Source organism: Enterococcus sp. AAFC-DPL-5146 (assembly GCF_058216635.1).
Window position 1 is genome coordinate 2,862,744 of sequence record NZ_CM177103.1, and the last position, 24,015, is coordinate 2,886,758.

General features: G+C 37.3%; 21 protein-coding genes. 8 read left to right on the forward strand and 13 right to left on the reverse strand.

The window, feature by feature from the left end; translation table 11 throughout:
• Positions 1–283 precede the first annotated feature (283 nt).
• Together AC4BB2_RS13075 and AC4BB2_RS13080 are read left to right on the forward strand one after the other, a co-directional pair.
• Positions 284–652 (forward strand): site-specific integrase, encoded by a 369-nt coding sequence (locus AC4BB2_RS13075; RefSeq protein WP_490473343.1) that lies wholly within the window; start codon positions 284–286, stop codon positions 650–652.
• A gap of 51 nt (positions 653–703) precedes the next feature.
• The gene (locus AC4BB2_RS13080; protein WP_490474703.1) at positions 704–853 is read left to right on the forward strand and encodes a tyrosine-type recombinase/integrase; all 150 of its coding nucleotides are present in this window, start codon (positions 704–706) and stop codon (positions 851–853) included.
• Positions 854–992: 139 nt separating this feature from the next.
• On the opposite strand, the gene rpsI is transcribed toward AC4BB2_RS13080, so the two are convergent.
• Positions 993–1,385: a 30S ribosomal protein S9 gene (gene rpsI / locus AC4BB2_RS13085; protein WP_010762225.1), complete on the reverse strand. Its 393-nt coding sequence runs from the start codon at positions 1,383–1,385 to the stop codon at positions 993–995.
• 13 nt (positions 1,386–1,398) lie between these two features.
• Complete coding sequence (gene rplM / locus AC4BB2_RS13090; RefSeq protein WP_303393681.1) at positions 1,399–1,845, reverse strand: 50S ribosomal protein L13; 447 nt, start codon at positions 1,843–1,845, stop codon at positions 1,399–1,401.
• 364 nt (positions 1,846–2,209) lie between these two features.
• On the opposite strand from rplM, the gene AC4BB2_RS13095 reads away from it, so the two are divergent.
• Both AC4BB2_RS13095 and argH read left to right on the forward strand, forming a co-directional pair.
• Positions 2,210–3,412, forward strand: coding sequence for an argininosuccinate synthase (locus AC4BB2_RS13095; RefSeq protein ID WP_490473344.1), 1,203 nt, complete (start codon positions 2,210–2,212; stop codon positions 3,410–3,412).
• Positions 3,413–3,742: 330 nt separating this feature from the next.
• Positions 3,743–5,128 (forward strand): argininosuccinate lyase, encoded by a 1,386-nt coding sequence (gene argH / locus AC4BB2_RS13100; protein WP_490473345.1) that lies wholly within the window; start codon positions 3,743–3,745, stop codon positions 5,126–5,128.
• Positions 5,129–5,182: 54 nt separating this feature from the next.
• On the opposite strand, the gene AC4BB2_RS13105 is transcribed toward argH, so the two are convergent.
• The 3 genes from AC4BB2_RS13105 to AC4BB2_RS13115 all read right to left on the reverse strand — a co-directional run bounded on the left by AC4BB2_RS13105 (position 5,183) and on the right by AC4BB2_RS13115 (position 8,119).
• Positions 5,183–5,671 (reverse strand): Dps family protein, encoded by a 489-nt coding sequence (locus AC4BB2_RS13105; protein WP_490460472.1) that lies wholly within the window; start codon positions 5,669–5,671, stop codon positions 5,183–5,185.
• A 120-nt stretch (positions 5,672–5,791) separates the two neighbouring features.
• Positions 5,792–6,529 (reverse strand): DUF5105 domain-containing protein, encoded by a 738-nt coding sequence (locus AC4BB2_RS13110; RefSeq protein ID WP_490473346.1) that lies wholly within the window; start codon positions 6,527–6,529, stop codon positions 5,792–5,794.
• 60 nt (positions 6,530–6,589) lie between these two features.
• Positions 6,590–8,119, reverse strand: a complete 1,530-nt coding sequence (locus AC4BB2_RS13115) for a gluconokinase (RefSeq protein WP_490473347.1) — start codon at positions 8,117–8,119, stop codon at positions 6,590–6,592.
• Between the two features lie 101 nt (positions 8,120–8,220).
• Here AC4BB2_RS13115 and AC4BB2_RS13120 point away from each other — a divergent pair, with 101 nt between their 5' ends.
• Positions 8,221–8,907, forward strand: coding sequence for a prepilin peptidase (locus tag AC4BB2_RS13120; RefSeq protein ID WP_490473348.1), 687 nt, complete (start codon positions 8,221–8,223; stop codon positions 8,905–8,907).
• A gap of 44 nt (positions 8,908–8,951) precedes the next feature.
• Here AC4BB2_RS13120 and msrA read toward each other — a convergent pair whose 3' ends face one another.
• Positions 8,952–9,485, reverse strand: coding sequence for a peptide-methionine (S)-S-oxide reductase MsrA (msrA, locus tag AC4BB2_RS13125; protein WP_490473349.1), 534 nt, complete (start codon positions 9,483–9,485; stop codon positions 8,952–8,954).
• Between the two features lie 137 nt (positions 9,486–9,622).
• On the opposite strand from msrA, the gene AC4BB2_RS13130 reads away from it, so the two are divergent.
• Positions 9,623–10,342: a glucosamine-6-phosphate deaminase gene (locus tag AC4BB2_RS13130; RefSeq protein WP_490473350.1), complete on the forward strand. Its 720-nt coding sequence runs from the start codon at positions 9,623–9,625 to the stop codon at positions 10,340–10,342.
• Between the two features lie 47 nt (positions 10,343–10,389).
• On the opposite strand, the gene rpoC is transcribed toward AC4BB2_RS13130, so the two are convergent.
• The 4 genes from rpoC to AC4BB2_RS13150 all read right to left on the reverse strand — a co-directional run bounded on the left by rpoC (position 10,390) and on the right by AC4BB2_RS13150 (position 19,147).
• Positions 10,390–14,043 (reverse strand): DNA-directed RNA polymerase subunit beta', encoded by a 3,654-nt coding sequence (gene rpoC / locus AC4BB2_RS13135; RefSeq protein ID WP_490473351.1) that lies wholly within the window; start codon positions 14,041–14,043, stop codon positions 10,390–10,392.
• Positions 14,044–14,191: 148 nt separating this feature from the next.
• On the reverse strand, positions 14,192–17,809 hold the full coding sequence (rpoB, locus tag AC4BB2_RS13140) for a DNA-directed RNA polymerase subunit beta (protein ID WP_490473352.1): 3,618 nt from the start codon (positions 17,807–17,809) through the stop codon (positions 14,192–14,194).
• A gap of 353 nt (positions 17,810–18,162) precedes the next feature.
• Positions 18,163–18,735, reverse strand: a complete 573-nt coding sequence (locus AC4BB2_RS13145; RefSeq protein WP_490473353.1) for a polymer-forming cytoskeletal protein — start codon at positions 18,733–18,735, stop codon at positions 18,163–18,165.
• A gap of 199 nt (positions 18,736–18,934) precedes the next feature.
• The gene (locus AC4BB2_RS13150; protein WP_490473354.1) at positions 18,935–19,147 is read right to left on the reverse strand and encodes a zinc ribbon domain-containing protein; all 213 of its coding nucleotides are present in this window, start codon (positions 19,145–19,147) and stop codon (positions 18,935–18,937) included.
• 195 nt (positions 19,148–19,342) lie between these two features.
• Here AC4BB2_RS13150 and AC4BB2_RS13155 point away from each other — a divergent pair, with 195 nt between their 5' ends.
• Positions 19,343–20,329 carry a biotin--[acetyl-CoA-carboxylase] ligase gene (locus AC4BB2_RS13155; RefSeq protein WP_490473355.1) on the forward strand — a complete coding sequence of 329 codons (987 nt, stop codon included), beginning with the start codon at positions 19,343–19,345 and terminating at the stop codon, positions 20,327–20,329.
• A 131-nt stretch (positions 20,330–20,460) separates the two neighbouring features.
• Positions 20,461–20,763 carry an LPXTG cell wall anchor domain-containing protein gene (locus tag AC4BB2_RS13160; protein WP_490473356.1) on the forward strand — a complete coding sequence of 101 codons (303 nt, stop codon included), beginning with the start codon at positions 20,461–20,463 and terminating at the stop codon, positions 20,761–20,763.
• Between the two features lie 51 nt (positions 20,764–20,814).
• Here the strand turns inward: AC4BB2_RS13160 and menA are convergent, their stop codons facing one another.
• From menA to pplA, 3 genes are all read right to left on the reverse strand, one after another.
• Positions 20,815–21,768, reverse strand: coding sequence for a 1,4-dihydroxy-2-naphthoate polyprenyltransferase (menA, locus tag AC4BB2_RS13165; protein WP_490473357.1), 954 nt, complete (start codon positions 21,766–21,768; stop codon positions 20,815–20,817).
• A gap of 11 nt (positions 21,769–21,779) precedes the next feature.
• Positions 21,780–22,853: an FAD:protein FMN transferase gene (locus AC4BB2_RS13170; protein ID WP_490473358.1), complete on the reverse strand. Its 1,074-nt coding sequence runs from the start codon at positions 22,851–22,853 to the stop codon at positions 21,780–21,782.
• A gap of 171 nt (positions 22,854–23,024) precedes the next feature.
• On the reverse strand, positions 23,025–23,954 hold the full coding sequence (gene pplA, locus AC4BB2_RS13175) for an extracellular electron transfer flavoprotein PplA (protein WP_490473359.1): 930 nt from the start codon (positions 23,952–23,954) through the stop codon (positions 23,025–23,027).
• Positions 23,955–24,015 lie beyond the last annotated feature (61 nt).

Sequence of the window (24,015 nt, forward strand, 5' to 3'; positions counted from 1 at the left end):
TCCTTCTGAACTTCTTCACTGAACATTTCCAAACAATTCTTTGGTACTGATCCAACCTTATAAAGATCATTTACTTCGCTGTATCTATAAATTTTAACAACTTCCTCTAGCTTCTCTTCATTAATTCCATAGTATATAATTGTTGAATTATCTATTGTTAATCCAATCTCCTCAAAATTAGCAGTAAAAATATTATGCTCTCCTTTTTTCACTAAAAATTAAGGAACAGAAAAGGCGAAAAAAATATTACTCTATAGAAACCGTTCAAGAATCTTTGCAATTAATGAAAAAAGAACATGGATTTCAAAACTATGTCCTTCTTGCTCTAACTTATTATCTAGGAGCAACAAAAGATAAAATTTATCCTCTTGTTTGGGCTGACATTGACTTTCAGAAACAACGAACCTCTTTATCCCATAAGTTTGTTAAAAACAAAGAAACTGGCAGATATGAGCGTGTAGAGGGTATGAAAAACGGCTACCGGTTCCGAGATGTTCCAATCAATGATACCATTGTGAATTTGTTAAAAGAGTTGAAACAAAAACAATCAATCGAATTGAAGTGCCTAGGTATTAAACAAACATCCCAACAATTTCTATTTACCTATGTGAATCAAAAAGGCGATATAAAACAGCCACTTCATACAGATTGACTCAATAATAAGTTAAATCAGCAGGAGAAAAAAGATGGGCTTCCTCATATCATCCCTCATGGTTTAAGACATACTTTTATTTCAGATTTACTAAATCAAGGACTCGACGATTTAATTATTAAATCTCTTGTCGGTCATGCAGAAACTTCTAACATGATTCGAGACGTTTATGAACATGCAAATGAACAAACCAAAAATTGAAACAATCAAACGTTTAGAAGAATATAGAAAGACGAACCAATATTAATTGGTAACGAGAGACGAACAACTCGTTACCAAATCAAAAAAAGACACCTTCCAAAAAATGGAAAGTGTCTTGAAATCCTTGATATAACAAAGATTAACGTTTTGAGAATTGTGAAGCTTTACGAGCTTTCTTAAGACCTGGTTTTTTACGTTCTACCATACGGGCATCACGAGTAAGAAGTCCAGCGCGTTTTAAAGCAGCACGGAAATCAGGATCTACTTCTAATAATGCACGAGCGATTCCGTGACGGATCGCACCTGATTGACCAGAGTAGCCTCCACCATTAACGTTTACCATTACATCATAAGCGCCTTTAGTTTCAGTTACACCAAATGGTTGGTTGATAACTTCACGCAAGTCAGCGTGTGGAATATATTCTTCAACGTCTTTTTTATTTACAGTAATTTTACCAGTACCAGGTACTAAACGTACGCGGGCAACTGCATTTTTACGACGGCCAGTGCCGATATATTGTACTTGTGCCAATGAATTTCCCTCCTTAAATTAGGTTAGTGATATCTAATACTTCTGGTTGTTGTGCAGCGTGTGGATGCTCAGCTCCACCGTATACATTCAACTTAGTAAATTGTTTACGGCCTAAAGTGTTTTTAGGAAGCATACCTTTTACAGAAGTTTCGATTAAACGACGAGAATTTTTATCGCGTAATTCACCAGCAGTAACAGATTTCAACCCACCTGGGTATTGGCTGTGACGGTAGTAAATTTTGTCAGAAGCTTTGTTACCAGTTAATTTAATTTTGTCAGCATTAATTACAATTACGAAATCTCCAGTATCCACATGTGGTGTGAATGTTGGTTTATTTTTTCCACGTAAGATAGAAGCAACTACAGTTGATAGACGTCCCATTGGGATATCTGTTGCATCTACTACATACCATTTACGTTCTACTTCGCCAGATTTGGCCATATATGTTGTACGCACGATTCTTTCCTCCAATTTTCTATTCGATGTTTGACATTCACTTGAGTTTCCGGGGCTCATTGTGGGGCAAACAATACCATTTAACATGATACCTTCTATCGCTAGTAAAGTCAATGGATTTCTGATGTTTTCCTCTATTTTTCTTCTTCCTTTTTTACGATTCAAAAAAATACATTCTAATTCAAAATGGAAAAATCGAAAATATGCGTAATGTATATTACGTTACTTCTAAAAGATAAAATGCATATTATTCCTAAAATATTTATTTTTATGTATATTTATTTATAAAAAATGTTGATTTTTGCATTTTCAGGTGATATGATGAGAACAATCAAAAAGACAATTTAGAAAATAAGGAGTGTTACTGATGAAAGAAAAAGTTGTTTTAGCCTACTCTGGAGGATTAGATACCTCCGTTGCTGTTAAATGGTTAGTTGACGAAGGATATGATGTGATCGCTTGTTGTTTAGATGTCGGTGAAAAGAAAGATTTAGATTTCATCAAGAATAAAGCATTAGAAGTTGGGGCCTCTGCTTCATATACCATTGATGCTAAAGAGGAATTTGCTCAAGAATTTGCCTTAATTGCTTTACAGGGTCACACGTTCTATGAACAATCTTATCCATTAGTGTCCGCTTTATCACGTCCGCTGATTGCTAAAAAATTAGTTGAACTAGCCCACGAAACAGGAGCAACGACAATTGCCCACGGATGTACAGGAAAAGGGAATGATCAAGTGCGTTTTGAAGTAGCGATCAATGCCCTTGCACCCGAACTCGATGTCATTGCTCCCGTTCGTGAATGGAAATGGTCACGTGAGGAAGAAATCAATTATGCAAAAGAAAAAGGCGTACCAGTCCCTGCCGATTTAGATAACCCTTATTCTGTCGACCAAAATCTTTGGGGACGTGCCAATGAGTGCGGAATTTTAGAAGATCCTTGGGCAACTCCGCCAGAAGGTGCTTATGAATTAACAGCTAGCTTAGAAAACGCGCCTGATGAAGCAGATATTATTGAGTTGACTTTCGTCGAAGGTGTACCTACAGCTATCGACGGCAAAGAAATGCTGCTATCTGATTTAATTTTGGATTTGAATGATTTAGCTGGTAAACACGGTATTGGTCGAATCGATCATGTAGAAAACCGTTTAGTGGGGATCAAGTCAAGGGAAGTTTATGAATGTCCAGCAGCAATCACGTTGATGACCGCTCATAAAGAACTAGAGGATTTAACTTTCGTTCGAGAAGTAGCACACTTCAAACCAATCATCGAAAATCAATTATCAAAAATTATTTATGATGGCTTATGGTTCAATCCGTTAACTGACGCATTGATTGCTTTCTTAAAATCTACGCAAAAATATGTAAACGGTGTGGTTCGGGTAAAACTTTTTAAAGGTCATGCCATTGTTGAGGGACGTAAATCAGAGAATAGTCTATATAACGAAAACTTAGCGACTTACACATCTGCCGATACTTTTGATCAAGATGCTGCCGTTGGTTTTATCAAACTCTGGGGACTCCCTACCAAAGTCAATGCAGAAGTTCAAGCTGCAATAAATAAAAAATAATTAGGAATGATTTTATTTTTATCTAGGTTAAATTTTAAAGCGAGATAACTTTCACTTTTGTTGTAAATAAGATTATCCAATTCAGCCATTCAAATCGACCTATCCTAGGAGAACTTCCTTTCGAGCCGCGGATTGAAAGGAATCGATAGGTGTTCATCTGATAGCTAAGCTCGTTACGACGGAGAGCAAGAATTTTTACTAAAAAATTAATCCCTGTCAGCTACGCTATCTTCCATAAACAATTAATGAGTAAACAGGTTATCTACATCGGGAAGTAGATGACCTCTTTCTTATCATAGTGAATAATAATACATAAATGAGGTGTACGTAATGGAAAAATTATGGGGCGGACGTTTTGAAGGAAAAAGCGAAGCATGGATAGATGCCTTTGGTGCTTCGATTCCTTTTGACCAAAAATTAGCCAAACAAGATATTACTGGGAGTTTAGCACATGTAAAAATGTTAGCTAAAACTGGAATTTTAACAAAAAAAGAAGCTGAGCAGATCACTATTGGGCTCAATACCATCCAGGAAAAGTTAACCGCTGGTGAGCTTGAATTCAGTATAGAAAACGAGGATATCCACCTAAACATTGAAAAACATCTTCATGATGAAATTGGTCCAGTTGCTGGAAAATTGCATACAGGCCGTAGCAGAAATGATCAAGTCGCTACAGACATGCATCTCTACTTAAAAGAAATCGTTCAAGAAGTCATCGGGAAGATCCACTTATTTCGCCAAGTTTTAGTTCAAAAAGCTGAAGAAAATATTGAGACCATTATGCCCGGCTACACTCACTTACAACACGCGCAACCTATTTCCTTTGCTCACCATATGATGGCTTATTACGGCATGCTGTCACGAGATCAAGAACGTTTTTCAGAAAGTTTGAAACGAATCGACATTTCGCCCTTGGGTTGTGCTGCTCTTGCCGGCACTACTTTCCCGATAGATCGTGCCTATTCAGCTGAATTGCTAGGTTTTTCTTCAATCTATGAAAATAGTCTAGACGGTGTGAGTGATCGAGATTTCATCCTAGAATTCCTTAGCAATAGTTCTATTTTAATGATGCATCTTTCTCGTTTTTGCGAGGAAATCATCTTATGGTGTAGCCACGAATTTCAATTTATTGAATTGACGGATACTTTTTCTACAGGCAGCTCGATCATGCCTCAGAAAAAGAACCCAGATATGGCAGAATTGATTCGTGGGAAGTCTGGTCGCGTATATGGCAATTTATTTAGCCTCTTAACAGTTTTAAAAGGTTTGCCGTTAGCTTATAACAAAGACCTGCAAGAAGACAAAGAGGGCATGTTTGATACGTCTCATACGATTTTAACTAGTTTAGAGATCATGGCAGGCATGGTTGAAACAATGAAACTAAATCAAGAAATCATGGAAAAATCGACAGAAAAAGATTTTTCAAACGCAACGGAGCTAGCCGACTACTTGGCAAATAAAGGAATGCCCTTCAGACAAGCGCATGAAGTTGTCGGAAAATTAGTATTACAATGTACGAAACAAGGGATTTATTTACAAGATATTCCATTAAAAGAATACCAAGCTATAACACCACTGATTGAATCAGATATCTACCAAACCCTAGCATCAAAAACAGCAATCGAACGTCGACACTCATATGGCGGAACTGGATTCAATCAAGTGAAAGCAGCAATTGATCGCAGCAAGCTGAAACTTGATAGCGAAGAAAACTAAAAAAGCTTATGAAAGATAGTAAACTATCTTTCATAAGCTTTTCAATTCCGTTGATTAACGAGTTTTTGTACGTGAATCTGCATCAATACCAGGTGCTTTACCTAGTTTTGCTTGCAACATCCAGATATTTTTCTCAATATCTGTTTTGTTTGCAATAAAGATATCTTGTGTAGAATCATCGCCTTCTTCACCGGATACTTCAATTCCTTTTTGATACAGGTCTGCTAAATAGCGGTAGCCTTCGACTAATTTTTCCATACGTTCAGGAATTGTACGTTCGTATGTGCCAATTTCATCTTCAATACCAGTATGGTCAGCAAATTCTTGTAATGTTGAGTAAGGTGCACCATCTAAGGTAATTAAACGTTCAGAAATAACGTCTAATTGATCATTGATTTGGTCCATATATTCGTCCATTTTAGGGTGTAATGTCAAGAATTCTGGTCCACGCATATACCAGTGAGTTTGGTGGATTACCACTGAAAACTGGCTTAGGTCCGCAACTAGTTGGTTTAATACTTCTTTAGTTTGTTCAAATTTCATTATACATCATCCTCCTAAATTTTTATCTACACTTTATTGTAGTACGAAACAACAAAAAAGTACACTAAAATTTCCATTTTTAAAACATTTCTCATTTAATAATTATTACAAACTGGATTGTTAGCTATTATTAGGTATTGGTATCGTGTCCAATGAATCGATAATCTCTTTTGCAACTTCGTTTAATGCTTCTTGCAATTCTTTATTCATCGTATCTATATCTTTTGAACCAGAAATGAACGCCATAAATAAATTAGATACAGCTTTTTTTTGATTATCTGGTACAAACCACTTTCCTTTTTCTTTTTCTAATTTTAGTTTCAGTTCAACTGGATCCGTTTTAATTTTAATTGATTTGACCCGCTCTTCTAAAATAGAAAAAGTTGCATCCAATGTTTTTTGCTCATCCTTGGCTATTTCAGGATCAGCTAATGTCTCTTTTACTAACTGCCTTGTCATCTCTTGCATCGCACTCACCAGATCCAATCCAGTCACATAATAAGTGATTGTGGCACCAGTTTTTGTTTCATCTATTTGAACAATTTTATAGGTTGTTTTTTCTCTTGCTTGCTGTAAAAGTTCGTTTGTTAACTGATCTGACTGTTTCTCTGGAACCTTTGCTCCGGTAGAGGATAATCCTTTGGCGAAATTTTCTTCGAACATTTTACTATTTTCATCCAGTTCTTTACCAACTTGTTCACCATCACGAAATTCTTTAGCAAACTTACTCTCTTCTTTTTGATAAACTAAACGATCAACGAACAATGTCCCAGCATCCTCTGCAGAAATCCCTTTAGATCCGCAACTCGTCAGAAAAATTCCCGCTAAAAGCAAAGAGATGATCCATAACTTCTTCATTTCCTTTCCTCCGTTCTCTTACTACTAGTAAAGCAAGTTCAGCCTTATTTGTCAAAAAAGTTATTCTAAATCTGCTCTTAATTTCGCTAATTGGTGATAACTGGTCGATAATTGCTGCTGGGTTGTTATAAATAGTGGATAAATCTGTTGATAAACTTCATAGTTCTCACCATTAGGTTCTACTATTTCATAAATTTTAACTTGTTCACAAGCTGTTTTTAAATCTGAAATTATACCTAAACTTTGCCAGCCTAATAAGACAGCCCCCAATGCTGAAGCTTCAATATTTTCAGTTAATGAAAGTTTATACCCAAAAACATCCGCCATCACTTTTTTAAAAACCTCTGAATCCGCAAAACCACCTGTCGCTCGAATTTCTTTCACAGCTCCGCCTAACTCTTCTAATTCTGTTAGAATACGCTTCAAATTCAAACAAATTCCTTCAATCACAGCACGCATCATTAATTTATCATCATGATTTCTTTTTAAGCCCACGAAACTACCCGTAGCTTCCGCATTCCACAATGGCGCACGCTCTCCAAGCAAATACGGATGAAACATCAGTCCCTTAGCTCCAGCTGGCATCCCTTTTACTAGCTCCATTACCTCATTATAAGGATTTTTCCCAGCTATACGTGCTTCATTTTGAACTTCTTTCAATAAATTTTCGCAAGCCCAATCGAAAATTCCGGCTCCATTACTTGTCGCGCCCCCAATAACCCAATGGTTTTCATCTAGAACACAACAAAAGGTCTCCGCTTGTGAATGAGTACAAGGCCGATCAACAATATAACGTAATGCTCCACTTGTTCCAACAGTCAATGTAGCCGTTCCTTTTGCCATTGCACCTAATCCTAGATTAGATAATGGTCCATCTGCCCCTCCCAACACAAAAATTGTTTTTGCTGACAAGCCCAAGTGCTCTAGCCATTCAGCACCTAAATCTGTTAATTGGTGAGTCGGTCTAACCAACAATGGCAACTGCTCAGTTGTGATTCCCATCTCTGATAAAGCCTGCTGATCCCAAATAAGATCATGAATATTTAAAAATCCAGTCCCAGAAGCTGTGCTGATATCTGTGATATATTGGCCGAATAATCGATAAAAAACATACTCTTTCATGCCAATGAATTTCTCTGCTTGCTCATAAATTTCCAGAAATTCTTCTTTCAGCCAACGAATTTTATGAAAAGGGGTCATAGGATGCATCGGTAATCCTGTATTTTGATACATCGTTTTTCCTAAGATTGTATCCTTTAGCTCTTCTGCATATTTTTCTGCACGATTATCCGCCCAAGTGATAACCCGAGTCAGTGGTTGATTATTTTTATCCATTACAATCAATCCATGCATCGCCGTAGAAAAAGATATAAGCGAAATTTCATGCGGCTGTACTGCACTTACTACTTGCTTAATACACGTAACCACTGCTTGAAAAATCTGCTCCACATCTTGTTCTGCCATACCTTCTGTTTCCTGAATGAGTGAATAACGAACGTATGCCGATGTCTGAACCTTTCCATCCTCACTAAAAGCGACAGCCTTTGTCTGCGTTGTGCCAATATCCACACCAATTGCTATTTTTTCCATATTCTCGCCTCATTTCTCACTTTTATTATTCCTAATAAAAAAAGAATTGTCTAGTTAAAAAAAGTGTTTAATTGCGTATTTATTTATGAAAGGAGATTTTTATGTCGATCATTTATTTTATTTTTGGTAGTGTTATTGGTTCGTTTCTTTGTCTAATAGCCGAACGAATTCCTATCGGAAAATCTATCTTATATCCTGCTTCTCATTGTTCTTATTGCCAGACTAAGTTATCAGTTCTTGAATTGATTCCGATTATTTCTATTATTTTTCTACGTTTCCGTTGCCGTTATTGTAAGTATAAATTATCATCAGTTTATTTTTACAGTGAGATGGTTTGTGGGTTGCTTTGTTCTTTTGTAGCTTTTAAGTCTGTTTACTCGCTGTATTCTCTTTGCTTTTTATTTACAGCAGTTACGTTATCTTTAACAGACATTTTCTATTTAATCGTTGAGCCTAAAATTTTCTATCCATTCTCTATTTTACTATGCATAGTGCACATTTATTTAGCTTTGCCTATTTATCTTTTCACAAGCATTATTATTTTCTTTAGCTTACATGCTTTAAACTATATCTTGCCTGATTCCATTGGAGGTGGAGATATTTTGCTACTAACCGTATGGGGAGCGCTTTTAGGGAGTGAATCTCTTATCTTTTTATTGTTCATTGCTAGCAGTAGTGGCTTGCTTTTTCTTTTAGTTTCCCGATATATTTTAAAGAAAAAAATGCGGCAACTTCCATTTGTACCATTTTTAAGTATCGGATTAATTTTTGTGTTTTTATGTAAATAAATAACAAGACAAAAGTAACATCAGCTTCTGTCTCGTTTTATATGTTATTTATCTTTCCAATTTTTCCGAATAAATCCAGCACGTCCAGAGCCTTCTTTATATAAGTTATAGTGTATGCTATGTTTTTTATAATACTCTTGATGATAGTCTTCTGCAGGATAAAAGGTTTGAGCTGGCTCTATTTTGGTCACGATTGGTTGCGTAAAACGCCCACTTGCTTGTAATGCAGCTTTCGATTTTTCTGCGATTTCTTTTTGAGTCTCATTGGCATAAAAAATGACTGGACGATAGGAATCGCCCCGATCAGCAAATTGACCTAGAGCATCAGTTGGATCTGTTTGTTGCCAGTAAGTTTCCACTAGTTTTTCATACGGGATAATGGTAGGGTCATAGGTAATTTCAACAGCTTCTGTATGTCCCGTCAAACCAGTCGTAACTTGTTCATATGTTGGATTTTCAACGTGCCCTCCCGTATAGCCAGCCACAACCGAAATGATCCCTGGCTGAGTATCAAAAGGTTTGACCATACACCAAAAACAGCCGCCAGCAAAAATTGCCTTTTCATATTGATGTTCCATTCTCACTTCACCTCTTCTTTTCCTTTATCATAAGCTGAATAAAAAAATAATGATATTGATTTGCCTGTAAAAAAAGGTATTGACCTGGGATGGTTCCCATATGATAAGTTAAACAAAAAGAAGGAGCTGTTCAAAAAATGAAAATCATCATTGAAGAAAACTATGAAAAAATGAGCCGAGTCGCAGCAAACATTCTACTAGGTAAAATGTACCAACAAAAACGAGTGAACTTAGCGATAACTGCTGGTTCAACACCTGTTAAAATGTATGAATATTTAGTTACTGACACAAGAAACAAGACCTATCTTGATAATGTGCACTATTACAACTTCGATGAGATCCCGTTCAAACAGAAAAAAGGGTATGGTGTAACCATGACAAATCTCAATAATCTCTTCTTTAAACCAGCTGAAATTCCTGAAAGCCAAATCCATCCTTTAGACGAAAATAACTACAAAACTCAAGACAAAAGAATTGAACAAGATGGCGGATTAGACTTGATTTTATTAGGTATCGGAGCAGATGGACATTATTGTGGGAATCTGCCAGGAACAACTAAATTTGAAGATTTAACCTCTTACGTGGGAGCAGATGCTACCGAAAATATGAAAGACATCTTACTAAGTGAAGTCGGTGGAGATGAAAATGAATGCCCAGACTTTTATGTGACGATGGGACCAAAAAGTGTGATGCAAGCCAAAGAAATTGTGCTTTTTGCTACAGGCAAGAGAAAAGCTTCTATCATCAAACGTGCATTCTTCGGTCCAATCACAAATGAAGTTCCTGCTTCTTTATTACAAACACACCCTAATGTAACGATCGTTTTAGATCAAGATGCTGCATCAGAGCTTCACTAATTAAAAAAGGCTTGAAATCAATTGATTTCAAGCCTTTTTCTATTTAACTATTTATTCAACTCATTCAAAGCATCTTCAGCAGCCATTTGTGCTTCAATATCAGAGATACTGTAGACATTTTCGCTAGCTACGCCAACTTCTTTTGGTTCCATGTTACGGTAACGAGCCATACCAGTACCAGCTGGAATAATCTTACCGATGATAACATTTTCTTTCAAACCAAGTAATGGGTCTTTTTTGCCGCGGATTGCAGCATCTGTTAACACACGAGTCGTTTCTTGGAATGACGCAGCAGATAAGAAACTGTTTGTTTCTAATGATGCTTTTGTGATTCCTAGTAAGACTGGACGGCTTGTTGCAGGAACGCCGCCAGCTACTAATGTGTCATAGTTACGATCTTTAAATTCAGCGATATCTAGTAATGTACCTGGCAAGATTTCAGTGTCACCTGGATCCATAACACGAACTTTGCGAAGCATTTGACGAACCATTACCTCGATATGTTTATCCCCGATTTCCACCCCTTGCATACGGTAAACACGTTGTACTTCACGTAATAGGTAGTTTTCAACAGATAAAACATCGCGAACTTGCAACAATTGCTTAGGATCAATTGAACCTTCTGTCAATGGCTCACCACGACGGATTGTATCACCTTCAGCAACTTTCATACGAGCAGTATAAGGTACTGTATACGTACGTGTATCAGTTTTCCCTTTGATCGTTACTTCTTTTTGACGTGTTGCAGGATCTTCAGAAATATCGATTACTTCACCGGTAACTTCTGTGATGACTGCTTGTCCTTTCGGATTACGTGCTTCAAAGATTTCTTGGACACGAGGTAGACCTTGAGTAATATCATCTCCGGCAACCCCACCTGTATGGAACGTACGCATTGTCAACTGAGTACCAGGCTCTCCGATTGATTGAGCGGCAATTGTACCAACTGCTTCACCAACTTCAACACCAGAACCAGTTGCTAAGTTACGACCATAACAGTGCTTACATACACCATGTTTGGTGTTACATGTAAATACGGAACGAATCGTCACTGTTTCAATACCAGCATCCACGATTTCTCTAGCAAGATCTTCAGAAATCAATTGATCTTCACCAATGATTACTTTACCAGTTTCAGGATGGATTACTGATTTACGTGTATAACGACCAAGTAGACGTTCTTCTAAAGGTTCAATGATTTCATTGCCTTCACGAATCGATTGGATCACTAAACCACGGTCAGTTCCACAATCGTCTTCACGGATGATTACATCTTGGGCAACGTCAACTAAACGACGAGTCAAGTAACCTGAATCGGCTGTCTTCAAGGCTGTATCGGTCATCCCTTTACGAGCTCCATGGGTAGAGATAAACATCTCCAAGACAGAAAGTCCTTCACGGAAGTTAGAAATGATCGGTAATTCCATGATACGGCCATTCGGTGCGGCCATAAGTCCACGCATACCAGCAAGCTGAGTAAAGTTGGAGATGTTACCACGGGCACCGGAATCTGACATCATGAAGATTGGATTTTTAGCATCCATACTTTCGATCAGTTTTTGTTGAATGTCATCTTTAGCAGCATTCCAAACAGCAATAACACGTTCATAACGTTCGTCATCTGTAATCAGACCACGACGGAATTGTTTTGTAATATTTTCTACTTGTTTATGGGCATCATCAATGATTTCTTGTTTCTCATGCAATACCATGATATCAGCGATACCAACAGTCATACCAGCATGAGTAGAATGTTTATAACCTAAATCTTTCATTCTATCAAGCATCTTAGAAGTTTCAGTGATATGGAATCTCTTGAATACTTCAGCGATGATATTTCCTAAGTTTTTCTTCTTGAATGGTAAAACTAATTCTTGTTCTTTAATGTGAGCAGGAATGTCTGTACCAGCCTCTACAAAGTACTTATCAGGCGTTTGCACGGTTAAGTTGTAGTCAGTTGGTTCATTCAAGTAAGGGAATTCTACAGGCATGATTTCATTAAAGATAATCTTACCTACAGTTGTGATCAAAATACGTTCTTTTTGCCAATCCGTAAACGGTTTGTCGCCAAGTAATGTTGTTTGAACCCCAATACGTGAGTGTAAATGGACATATCCATTGCGCCATGCTAACACAGCTTCGTTCATGTCGCGGAAGATCATACCTTCCCCTTCACGCTCGTCTTCTTCCATTGTTAGGTAGTAGTTACCTAAGACCATATCTTGAGAAGGTGTTACAACTGGTTTACCATCTTTTGGATTCAAAATGTTTTGAGCCGCTAACATCAGCATACGCGCTTCTGCTTGCGCTTCTTCGTTCAATGGTACGTGAACGGCCATTTGGTCTCCATCAAAATCGGCATTGTAGGCTTCACAAACTAGTGGGTGAAGACGAATTGCACGACCTTCAACTAATACTGGTTCAAAGGCTTGGATACCAAGTCTGTGCAGTGTAGGTGCTCGGTTAAGCAATACTGGATGTTCTTGAATAACTTCTTCTAAAATATCCCAAACTTCATCTTCTCCGCGTTCGATTTTACGTTTTGCGTTTTTGATGTTTGTTGCGATTTCACGTTGAACTAGTTCACGCATAACAAATGGTTTAAATAGTTCAATCGCCATTTCTTTTGGCAAACCACATTGGTACATCTTCAAGTTAGGTCCTACGACGATAACTGAACGACCAGAGTAATCCACACGTTTACCCAGTAAGTTTTGACGGAAACGACCTTGTTTCCCTTTCAACATATGAGAAAGAGATTTCAACGGACGGTTACCTGGTCCAGTTACCGGACGGCCACGACGACCATTATCGATCAACGCATCCACAGCTTCTTGCAGCATACGTTTTTCATTTTGTACGATGATACTTGGTGCATTTAAGTCTAATAAACGTTTTAGACGATTGTTACGGTTGATTACACGACGGTATAAGTCATTCAAATCACTTGTCGCAAAACGTCCACCCTCTAATTGAACCATTGGGCGTAAATCTGGCGGGATAACTGGAATAACATCCATAACCATCCAGCTTGGTAAGTTTCCAGAAGCACGGAATGCTTCTAAAATATCCAAACGACGGATTGCACGTGTTCTTTTTTGACCTTGAGCTGATTTTAAATCTTCTTTTAACCCAGCTACTTCACCATCTAAATCAACGTTATCCAATAATTGTTTAACAGCTTCTGCACCCATTGCTGCCGTGAAACCTTGACCATATTGATCACGTTTGTCACGGTATTCGCGCTCTGTTAATAATTGTTTTTTCTCTAGAGAAGTATCTCCGGCATCAATTACTACATAAGATGCAAAGTAAATGATTTCTTCTAAGGCACGAGGACTCATGTCCAAGACAAGACCCATACGAGATGGAATACCTTTGAAATACCAGATATGTGAAACGGGTGCTGCCAACTCGATGTGTCCCATACGTTCACGACGAACTTTAGAACGAGTGACTTCTACACCACAACGGTCACAAACGATTCCTTTATAACGGATACGTTTATATTTACCGCAGGCACATTCCCAGTCTTTTGTTGGGCCGAAAATGCGTTCACAGAACAAACCTTCACGTTCTGGTTTTAACGTACGATAGTTAATCGTTTCGGGTTTCTTTACTTCACCGTAAGACCAGCTTCTGATCTTTTCTGGAGAAGCCAAACCTATTTGCATACTTTCGAATTTATTTACATCGATCAAAAGGGATTCCCTCCATTTCTTGATAGGAAAAGTTAGAGCTGGAAGAAAAAATACTGTACTTTTTCTTCCAACAACTATGTTCGTTACCTCTCCGTAAAGAGAAAACAAAACATAACTAACTTGACAATTTTAATAAGACTTTTAACAATTAGTCTTTTGTATCTTCAGCAGTTTCTATTTCTTGTTCAAGAACTGCATCGGCAGCTTCTTTAGCTTCAGCTGCTTCTTTTTCTAATTGTTTCGCTGATTGTTGTTCGGCAAATTTTGTTAGGGCATCAACTGTGATCAAGTCATCATCATCGTCATCCATATCACGTAATTCGATTTCTTGTTCTTCGATGTCCAAGACGCGCATATCTAATCCTAGTGATTGTAATTCTTTTACCAACACGCGGAATGATTCTGGAACGCCTGGTTTTGGAATTGGTTCACCTTTGACGATGGCTTCGTATGTTTTCACACGACCAACAACGTCATCAGATTTGTACGTTAAAATTTCTTGTAATGTGTAAGCTGCACCGTATGCTTCCAGTGCCCATACTTCCATTTCCCCAAAACGTTGTCCACCAAATTGAGCTTTACCTCCAAGTGGTTGTTGGGTAACAAGTGAGTATGGTCCAATAGAACGGGCATGCAATTTATCATCAACCATGTGGGCAAGTTTGATCATGTACATCACACCAACAGAAATACGGTTATCAAATGGTTCACCTGTACGTCCGTCGTAAAGAACAGTTTTCGCATCACGAGCCATACCCGCTTCACGAACTGTTTCCCATACATCTTCATCGTTTGCACCATCGAATACTGGTGTTGCAATGTGGATACCTAACTGACGAGCAGCCATACCCAAGTGCAATTCTAGTACTTGTCCGATATTCATACGTGATGGTACCCCTAATGGGTTCAACATGATATCGATTGGTGTTCCATCTGGAAGGAACGGCATATCTTCTTCCGGCATAATACGGGATACAACCCCTTTATTACCGTGACGACCGGCCATTTTATCCCCTTCATTGATTTTACGTTTTTGAACGATATACACACGAACTAACATGTTCACACCTGGAGATAATTCGTCTCCAGCTTCACGAGTAAAGATTTTCACATCATGAACAATTCCGCCGCCACCATGAGGCACACGTAGAGATGTATCACGAACTTCACGAGCTTTTTCACCAAAGATTGCATGTAGTAAACGTTCTTCAGCAGATAACTCAGTTACCCCTTTAGGCGTTACTTTACCTACTAATAGGTCACCATCTTTAACTTCAGCACCGATACGGATAATTCCCATTTCGTCAAGGTCTTTTAATGCATCTTCCCCAACGTTTGGAATTTCACGAGTGATTTCTTCAGGGCCTAATTTTGTATCACGAGCTTCTGATTCGTATTCTTCAATATGAATAGAAGTATAGACATCATCTTTCACCAAACGGCGGCTCATGATGATCGCATCCTCGTAGTTATACCCTTCCCAAGTCATGAACCCAACAAGAACGTTTTGTCCTAAAGCCATTTCGCCTTCTTCCATAGAAGGTCCATCAGCTAATGTATCGCCTTTTTCAACTTTTTCGCCTAAAAGAACGATTGGACGTTGGTTGTAGCTTGTTCCTGAATTTGAACGACGGAATTTTGTTACCATATATTTATCTAATGCGCCATTGTCACGGCGAACGCGTACTTCTGATGCATCCACGTATTCAACAACACCATCATGTTTACATAAAAGAGCGGCACCTGAGTCATGTGCTGATTTGTATTCCATACCAGTTCCCACAAGTGGTGAACGAGGTTGGATCAAAGGCACTGCTTGACGTTGCATGTTGGCACCCATCAAGGCACGGTTGGAGTCATCGTTTTCCAAGAAAGGAATACATGCTGTCGCAACGGCAACTACTTGTTTAGGTGAAACGTCCATGTAATCGACTCTATCGATCGTTACTTCAAGGTTTTCACTTTGCAGACGAGCCATTACTAATTCTTCAGCAAAAGTTCCATCTTCATTTAAGCGTGAGTTTGCTTGCGCTACGATATAGTGATCTTCCGTGTCAGCAGTTAAGTAATCCACTTGATCGGTTACTTTACCAGTTGCACGATCTACACGACGGTAAGGTGTTTCGATAAATCCAAATTTGTTGACCTTTGCATAACTTGACAAGCTATTGATCAATCCGATATTTGGTCCCTCAGGTGTTTCAATCGGACACATACGGCCATAGTGGGAATAGTGAACATCTCGAACTTCATAACCGGCACGGTCACGAGTCAAACCACCAGGTCCTAAGGCAGATAGACGACGTTTGTGAGTCAACTCACCTAGAGGATTTGTTTGGTCCATGAATTGTGACAATTGAGAAGAACCAAAGAATTCTTTGATACTTGCTACTACTGGACGAATATTGATCAATTGTTGTGGTGTCAACGTTTCAGTATCTTGGATAGACATTCTTTCACGAACTACACGTTCCATACGAGCTAAACCAATACGGAATTGGTTTTGCAATAATTCACCAACTGAACGAATACGACGGTTTCCTAAGTGATCGATATCATCCACGTTACCGATATCTTCTTGTAAGTTAAAGAAATAACTCATTGAAGCTACGATATCTGCTGGGCGAACCGTTTTCACACTTGTATCAGGATAACCATTACCAATTACGTTAACGATGCGTTCTGGATCTTTTGGAGAAAGAACTTTGATTACTTGAACCGTCATTGGTTCAGTTACCACGCCATCTTCGCTAGGGTAATAAGTCACGCTGTTTAAGCCGTTGTCAATATGTTCACCTAATGTTTCCATTACTTGATGAGTTAACACTGTTCCTTTTTCAACAAGGATTTCTCCTGTTTCAGAATCGATCAATGTTTCTCCTAAAGTTAGGTTCAATAGACGTGTTTTTAAATCTAATTTTTTGTTGACTTTGTAACGACCAACATTTGCTAGATCGTAACGTTTTGGATCGAAGAAACGAGCATTCAACAAGTTACGAGAACTGTCTGCTGTTTTCGGCTCACCAGGTCGAAGACGCTCATAAATATCTTTCAAGCCTTCTTCTGTACGAGAATCGCTAGCATTTTTGTGTAAGTCTTTTTCGATTGTATTACGTAAACTTAATGTTTCGCCGAAAATTTCAAAAATTGTATCGTCAGAGCCAAAACCTAAGGCACGAACTAAAACAGTTAAAGGAATTTTACGAGTACGGTCAATACGTACGTAAGAGATGTCTTTAGCATCAGTTTCCATCTCTAACCATGCGCCACGGTTAGGAATCACTGTTGAACCAAAGCCTTCTTTACCATTTTTATCTACTTTTCCGTGGAAATAAACACCTGGTGAACGAACCAATTGAGAAACGATAACACGTTCTGCTCCATTGATGATGAATGTTCCCATTTCTGTCATTAGAGGGAAATCACCGAAGAAGACTTCTTGTGATTTGATTTCTCCAGATTCACGGTTTGTCAATCGTAGAGTAACGTGTAAAGGTGCAGAGTAGTTTGCGTCATGTGAACGCGCTTCTTCTACAGTATACTTAGGTTCTTTTAATTCATAATCCACAAATTCCAAGGATAAATTGCCTTGAAAATCATCAATCGGTAAAATGTCTTCAAACATTTCTCTTAATCCTTCATCTAAAAACCATTGATAAGAGTCTGTTTGAATTTCGATCAAGTTGGGTAATTCCAACACTTCACTGATCCGGGCGAAACTTCTACGTTCGCGGTGTTTTCCGTATTTTACTACGTGTCCAGCCAAGCTCTTCACTCCTCTAATTAAAAGTCTATCAAAACACTAACCGAAAACATTTCATTAATATTACAAATATTAAATATTTGTAATATTGTGCATTTTTTGCAGTTTTTAGGCAAAAAAAAACCAAAAATAGAATGTGCTCTTGAAAATTTCTCGTGCGTCTCTACTTTTGTTTCCCTATTAAAAACCGGAACGGACAATATTTCGCTCCTGCTTTGTCATTTTTCAGATAGTTTTTGCATCTATACATTGTACTTCCTACTATAGTAAAAGTCAAGGGTTTCTATAGACTTTTCAGGTTCAGAAAAAAGGACACTCTACAATGATTGAGCATCCTTTTTTTCACTTATCATAATTTACTTAACAGTTACTTCTCCAGTTACTGTCGCATCCTCTTTATCTAAGGTTGCTGATGTTTTATATTCTTCTTTTTCAAAAGTTACTTTACCTTCAACTTTTGTTCCGTTTAAAACAAAACCATTTGCTTTAACTAAGATGTCTCCTTTGATTGTTCCGTTAACAATGTTGAAGTTTTCTGTTTCAACGATCAATTGAGGAACGGTTACTGTATACTCAGCTGTAACTTTTTTATCTGAATCTTGTGCATACAAAGCTAATTTTCTATAAATATCTCCTGATTTTTCACCTTTGTCATGGAACTCACCTGCAACAGTCACATCTTTATCAAACGTAAGGTCTGCAGTAGCTGCAACGATCCAGTTGCCATCTTTGCCTAAAGCTTTTTCGATTACTTCTGGTTTATCACTGATTGAAGCACCACTTACTGCATCCACACTTGAACTCATTGATGTTTCAGTTTTGCTGTCAGACGAACTATTTTTAGAAGTTTTATTGTCACTGTTACATGCACCTAATACTAATACAGTTGCTGCTAATGTTCCGAATGTAATTAATTTTTTTGAAATCATATTTTCTCTCCTCGTCTTTTGTTATTTGTTTCTCTAGTAAATTCTAGCATGAAAGAGTTAAATTTAAAAAAATTATATCTTTTATATACAACTTTTATATTTACCCATAATCAAACTAGGCTAAATAAAAATAGTGGGACCAAATAAAAAAAGAACCCAACTGCGCGAAGCAATCTGATTCCTTTCTTTATTAAGCAACTTATCCACCTATCAAAAAGTCTAAAACATTCCAACCATCTGATGTTTGACCACGATATAATTCTGTAAATCCACATCTTTCGCAGCTAACGGTGATAAATTTTTTGTTTTGCACATCAAATATTTTGGCAAAGTTTCCACCTGTTGCTTGAAACTGATCTGAAACATAATGTGTATGTCCACATTTATCACAAACATATTGTTGTTTTTCCATTTTTCTCCACTCCATCTCTATGAATTCCCCATTACTTTTAATGGTACAAATCTTTCTACCACTTAACTATAGCAAGCTTTTCAAGAGAAATCATACATCCAAAGATGGATTTTTTTCTCCTCATTCAGGCGTATTGCGGTTGACCGCCCTCTTCTTCATCAGATACAATGGCAGTATTATAAAGGAGCGAAGTCTATGTCTACAAAGAGCCAGGTATTGACCCTATTAATGAAACAAGCACCCGCATTTATTTCCGGAGAAGATATGGCGCAACAACTTTCCCTTTCACGAACAGCTATCTGGAAAGCAATCAACGAATTAAAAAAAGAAGGACATATGATTTCCAGTAGCCGCAACAAAGGTTATTGCTATGAACAGTCCGATGTTTTATCTGCCGAAGGAATACGTTTGGCTTTAGATTCAGTAACACCTGAACTTTCAATCCACGTGCTAAATTCTTCAGAATCTACCATGAAAGATGCAAAGTTAGCCGCCATCAATGGTAAACCAACTAACACATTAATCGTAGCAGATATTCAAGAAGCACCAAAAGGCCGATTCGGTCGGCCCTTCTTCTCAAAAGCGGGTGGTGGCATTTACATGAGTATGCTGCTAAGACCCAATCAAATTTTTGAAGAAATGGCCCAGTATACGCTAATCATGGCTGTAGCAATCACTCGTGCAATGGACAAACTAACCCATGTAAATGCACAGATCAAATGGGTTAATGATATTTACATTAATGGAAAAAAAGTCTGCGGCATTTTATCAGAAGCCATGAGTGATGTTGAATCTGGTCAAATTTCAAACGTTATTATTGGGATGGGAATCAATTTTTCTTTGAAACAAAATGAATTTCCAGAAGAACTTAGAGAAAAAGCAACTTCACTATTTCCAAAAAGCCCACCAAGCATTACACGAAATGACTTGATTGCATCCATTTGGAATGAATTTTATAAAATACTGAATCAACTACCTGAACAAGATTTTTTAGAAGAATACCGTCAAAAATCATTTGTACTAGGGAGAAGTGTGTCATTTACGCAAGCAGGCATCGAGTATGAAGGGATTGCTACAACAATTAATGATCACGGAGAATTGGTTGTACGACTTCCAAATAAGACCGAAAAAGTGCTCTCTTCTGGTGAAATCAGTCTAAGTAGCATATATCCTGCGGTTTAGTTGAGCAAAACATCAAACATTAAGAATTTATTAAGAACATAAAGCTTTCCCTTTCACTTGTTTGTTATATATTTCCGATATGTTACATTTACATTGCAAAATAATACGAATGTTACAAAAGGAGAAGATTTATGAAAAAAATAGTTTTTTGTTTGGTTGCCTTATCTCTCACTCTTCCAGTTCCAAGCTTTGCGGAAGAATCCCCACTAATTGGAAATCCTTCAACTGGAATTTCCACAGTGTTAATTAAGGAGAACGGAACAAAACAAAAAGTTACCCTAGCGATGTCCTCTCCTATTAAGAATGAAGAAAACAGAAAAATCTCATTATTAAACACAGGAGAACAAAAAACCGTTTATCTTTCAATCGCTGGAATTGCCATCATTTTACTAGCTATCTTATTTCTGTTTATTAAAAGTAAAAAAAATCGGTAAAGTGTAAGAAGGAAGCAAAACCTGGTAACGGTTCTGCTTCCCTCTATTTATTTATAGCTTCTCTAAAATAATTGTTAGTAATAACCCAAACAGGTAACTGCTGTTAAATGCCACCAAATTTTTGATTGAATAGCTAAAACTTTTAGGATGAGGTAATTCTTCTTTAAATAACTGAAGATTTTTCCAAACAGTCGGCAAAGATAAAAATACAACCAAAATCGGCCAACGATACACGCCAAATGGCAATCCAATCAAAACGACTAGGTAACAAGCTAGCATCAGTAGTTGAAATAAAACAACACCCTGTTTTCGACCAATATAGTAAACTAACGTATAGCGATGATTTTCAATATCTGTATCTAAATCTCTCAAATTATTTGCTAACATAATATTGGCAATGGTAAACACCATCGGCAAAGCGGCCCAAACGACCGCTAATACCGCCCACAAACTCCCCGTCAAAGCAAAGGTTCCCTTACTCCAGTCAAGCAGCAAATAAAACGGACGATTCTCTTGGACATTCAAATAAATCGTCATAGCAAAAATCCCAAGCCCCATTGTAAAGCCGCTGAATACTTCCCCTAAAGGCATTCTTGATAAAGGTATCGGACCAAAGGTATAAAAGATGCCTATAAAACAACATACACCTCCCATAACCAAAAACAACCAACCTGTCTGAATTGTCAAAATAACACCAATCATCGCAGAAAAAGCAATCATTCCAAAAATCATATTCCTGACAAGCCCTGGGGAAATTCCCGAGCTGCCAATAATGTTCTCTTCGTACTTATATACTTGAGATTTTGCTTTTTTGAAATCCATATAATTATTGATTGCGGTCGTTGCCATATCAAAAACAACCATTCCAATAAAAAACAGTGATGTATAACCTAACTGAAACTCGTGAAAATAAGCAATAGAGAACAACACCCCAATAGCAAAAGGAAATAGACTAGCTAACTTCGTCCGAATTTCCACAACTTGCAAAAACACATTCAACGACATATTTATTCTCCTTACTTCAAGTCTTTACGCTCACCCATTGTATAACCTGAATCTTTTCCTAATTCAAAACTCTTTTCAATATCTTTACTTACGTATACTTTATCCTCTTTTGTAACAAAAATCACATCAACATTTTTCAAGCTTTCCGCATATTCCAACCCTTTTTTTACTCCCATAGAAAATACAGCTGTTGATAATCCGTCACCATCAATAGATTCGTTTGTAATTATTGTCACTCCAGCAATATCATTATCAAATGGATACCCCGTTTTTGGATCAAATAAATGATGATAGCTTTTGCCGTCTACTTCTAAAAAGCGCTCGTAGATACCAGAAGTAACTAACGTTTTATTACTTTCTTGAATGGTTCCAATTACCGTATTACGCGCTTTATTGGGATCTTGGATACCAACATTCCAATCCATATCCTTGCCTCGAGGACTATGCCCTAGCACATAAACATTTCCACCTAAATCAACGATTGCCGTCGTTACACCGTTATCTTTTAAGACTTTCACCACTTCATCCGTAATAAATCCTTTAGCAATGGCACCTAAATCAAGCTGCATGCCTTTTTCTTCAAGATAAACAGACTGATCTTTATCATTTAATTTTACTTTTTTATAATCAACTAATTTTAACGCCTGATCAATTTCTTCTTGTGAAGGTTTACGGGCATCATCAAAACCAATATGCCAAAGTTGTGTGACTGGACCGATGGCCATATCAAATCCGCCAGAAGAATCTTCACTATATTCATATGCTCTTTTTAACAGCGGATAAATGTCGTCAGAAACTTTGACTGGTTTGATCCCAGCTTGTTCATTGATTTCATCTATTTCTGATCCTTTTTCGTTTACAGTGATTTTATCACCTAATTCTTTTACTCGATCAAAAGCTTTTTTCAATACATCTTTTTTACCATCATCATAAATTCTTACTCGTACATATGTCCCTAATAATGATTGCTGATCTGAATAAGGTTCTTTATTAATTTTTGACTCTTTATTTTTTCCGTTACATCCGGCTAGAATAACTAAAATTAGTGCCGCCATTACTATTATTAGTGATTTTCTGTTTTTCATCGTATCCCTCTTTCTAAATAGAAAAATTATCCTATTCATAGTAGCGCTTTTTTTCGTGAATGGGAAGGATTTTCTATCTGCTATTTATGTATTTTGATAAAAATAAAAGCAGAATTCAGAGTAGTACCTGAATTCTGCCACATATATTTTTTGGTTCACTTGTGTAAAAAATTATTTTTTCATTACGATGTTATCTACAACGATTTCGTTAGTGTCGCCTTTTTCAGCGGCATTGATTAATTGTTCAGCGTACATCATAAATGAATGAGAGCTGTGAGTTGCACCTGTTACGACTTCTACGTCTGCAGCTGATTTGCCTTCTTCACTCATTGTTTTTACTAATTCTTCATTTAACGTTTTGATGTATTCAGCAGGGCCAACGCCAGCTTTGTCTTTCATGTTTTTGTTGTAGTCAGCGTCATCTTTTTTAGACTTGCCTTCATCATTCACGTTATCGTAGTTAGATTCAGTTACTTTTCCATCTTTAACGACAATTGAAAAGTCTGTGTGGTAGCCATTTGAGTTATTTTTTTCTTTCAATGAATACGTACCATCTTTAAGGTCAGCACCATTGTCGATTTCGATTGTTTTTGTATCCCCAGCTTGAGCAGCTTGGATTAATTGTTGTGCATAGTTTTGGAATGATTCACTAGAGTGAGTCGCACCAGTTACAACTTCAACACCATCAGCGCTTTGTGCTTTAACAAAAGAGTCATTTAAGTCTTTAATGTATTCAGCTGGACCTACACCAGATTTTGCTTTCATGTTTTTGTTGTAGTCTTTATCATCAGCTTTTGATTTGCCTTCAGCATTGATATTGTCATATTTAGATTCAGTAATTTTACCATCTTTAACAGTCATTTCAAATGTTGCACGGTAACCATTAGATTCATTTTTTTCTTCTAATTTATACGTGCCGTCTTGTAAATCTGCACCAGCTTCTTTTTCTGTTGCTTTAGAAGATTCAGCTGTTTTTGATGTTGCAGTGTTTGAGTCAGATGATTTTGCTGTCTCTTTCTTTTGATCTGATCCACATGCTGCTAATAAAAGAGATGAAAGTGCGATAGCTGTGAAGCCTTTTACAAATTTGTTCATTTTCATTTTAGTCACCTTTTCCTTTTCTTTAACATTCCACAAAATAAGTTTGTGATATATTTTACAT

Coding starts and splice junctions, on each gene's coding strand:
- AC4BB2_RS13110 (WP_490473346.1), bottom strand. CDS start 6,529: ATGAAGAAGTTATGGATCATCTCTTTGCTTTTAGCGGGAATTTTTCTG.
- AC4BB2_RS13095 (WP_490473344.1), top strand. CDS start 2,210: ATGAAAGAAAAAGTTGTTTTAGCCTACTCTGGAGGATTAGATACCTCC.
- AC4BB2_RS13120 (WP_490473348.1), top strand. CDS start 8,221: ATGTCGATCATTTATTTTATTTTTGGTAGTGTTATTGGTTCGTTTCTT.
- AC4BB2_RS13155 (WP_490473355.1), top strand. CDS start 19,343: ATGTCTACAAAGAGCCAGGTATTGACCCTATTAATGAAACAAGCACCC.
- msrA (WP_490473349.1), bottom strand. CDS start 9,485: ATGGAACATCAATATGAAAAGGCAATTTTTGCTGGCGGCTGTTTTTGG.
- AC4BB2_RS13075 (WP_490473343.1), top strand. CDS start 284: ATGAAAAAAGAACATGGATTTCAAAACTATGTCCTTCTTGCTCTAACT.
- pplA (WP_490473359.1), bottom strand. CDS start 23,954: ATGAAAATGAACAAATTTGTAAAAGGCTTCACAGCTATCGCACTTTCA.
- argH (WP_490473345.1), top strand. CDS start 3,743: ATGGAAAAATTATGGGGCGGACGTTTTGAAGGAAAAAGCGAAGCATGG.
- AC4BB2_RS13145 (WP_490473353.1), bottom strand. CDS start 18,735: ATGATTTCAAAAAAATTAATTACATTCGGAACATTAGCAGCAACTGTA.
- AC4BB2_RS13105 (WP_490460472.1), bottom strand. CDS start 5,671: ATGAAATTTGAACAAACTAAAGAAGTATTAAACCAACTAGTTGCGGAC.
- AC4BB2_RS13170 (WP_490473358.1), bottom strand. CDS start 22,853: ATGAAAAACAGAAAATCACTAATAATAGTAATGGCGGCACTAATTTTA.
- AC4BB2_RS13115 (WP_490473347.1), bottom strand. CDS start 8,119: ATGGAAAAAATAGCAATTGGTGTGGATATTGGCACAACGCAGACAAAG.
- AC4BB2_RS13150 (WP_490473354.1), bottom strand. CDS start 19,147: ATGGAAAAACAACAATATGTTTGTGATAAATGTGGACATACACATTAT.
- AC4BB2_RS13160 (WP_490473356.1), top strand. CDS start 20,461: ATGAAAAAAATAGTTTTTTGTTTGGTTGCCTTATCTCTCACTCTTCCA.
- AC4BB2_RS13130 (WP_490473350.1), top strand. CDS start 9,623: ATGAAAATCATCATTGAAGAAAACTATGAAAAAATGAGCCGAGTCGCA.
- menA (WP_490473357.1), bottom strand. CDS start 21,768: ATGTCGTTGAATGTGTTTTTGCAAGTTGTGGAAATTCGGACGAAGTTA.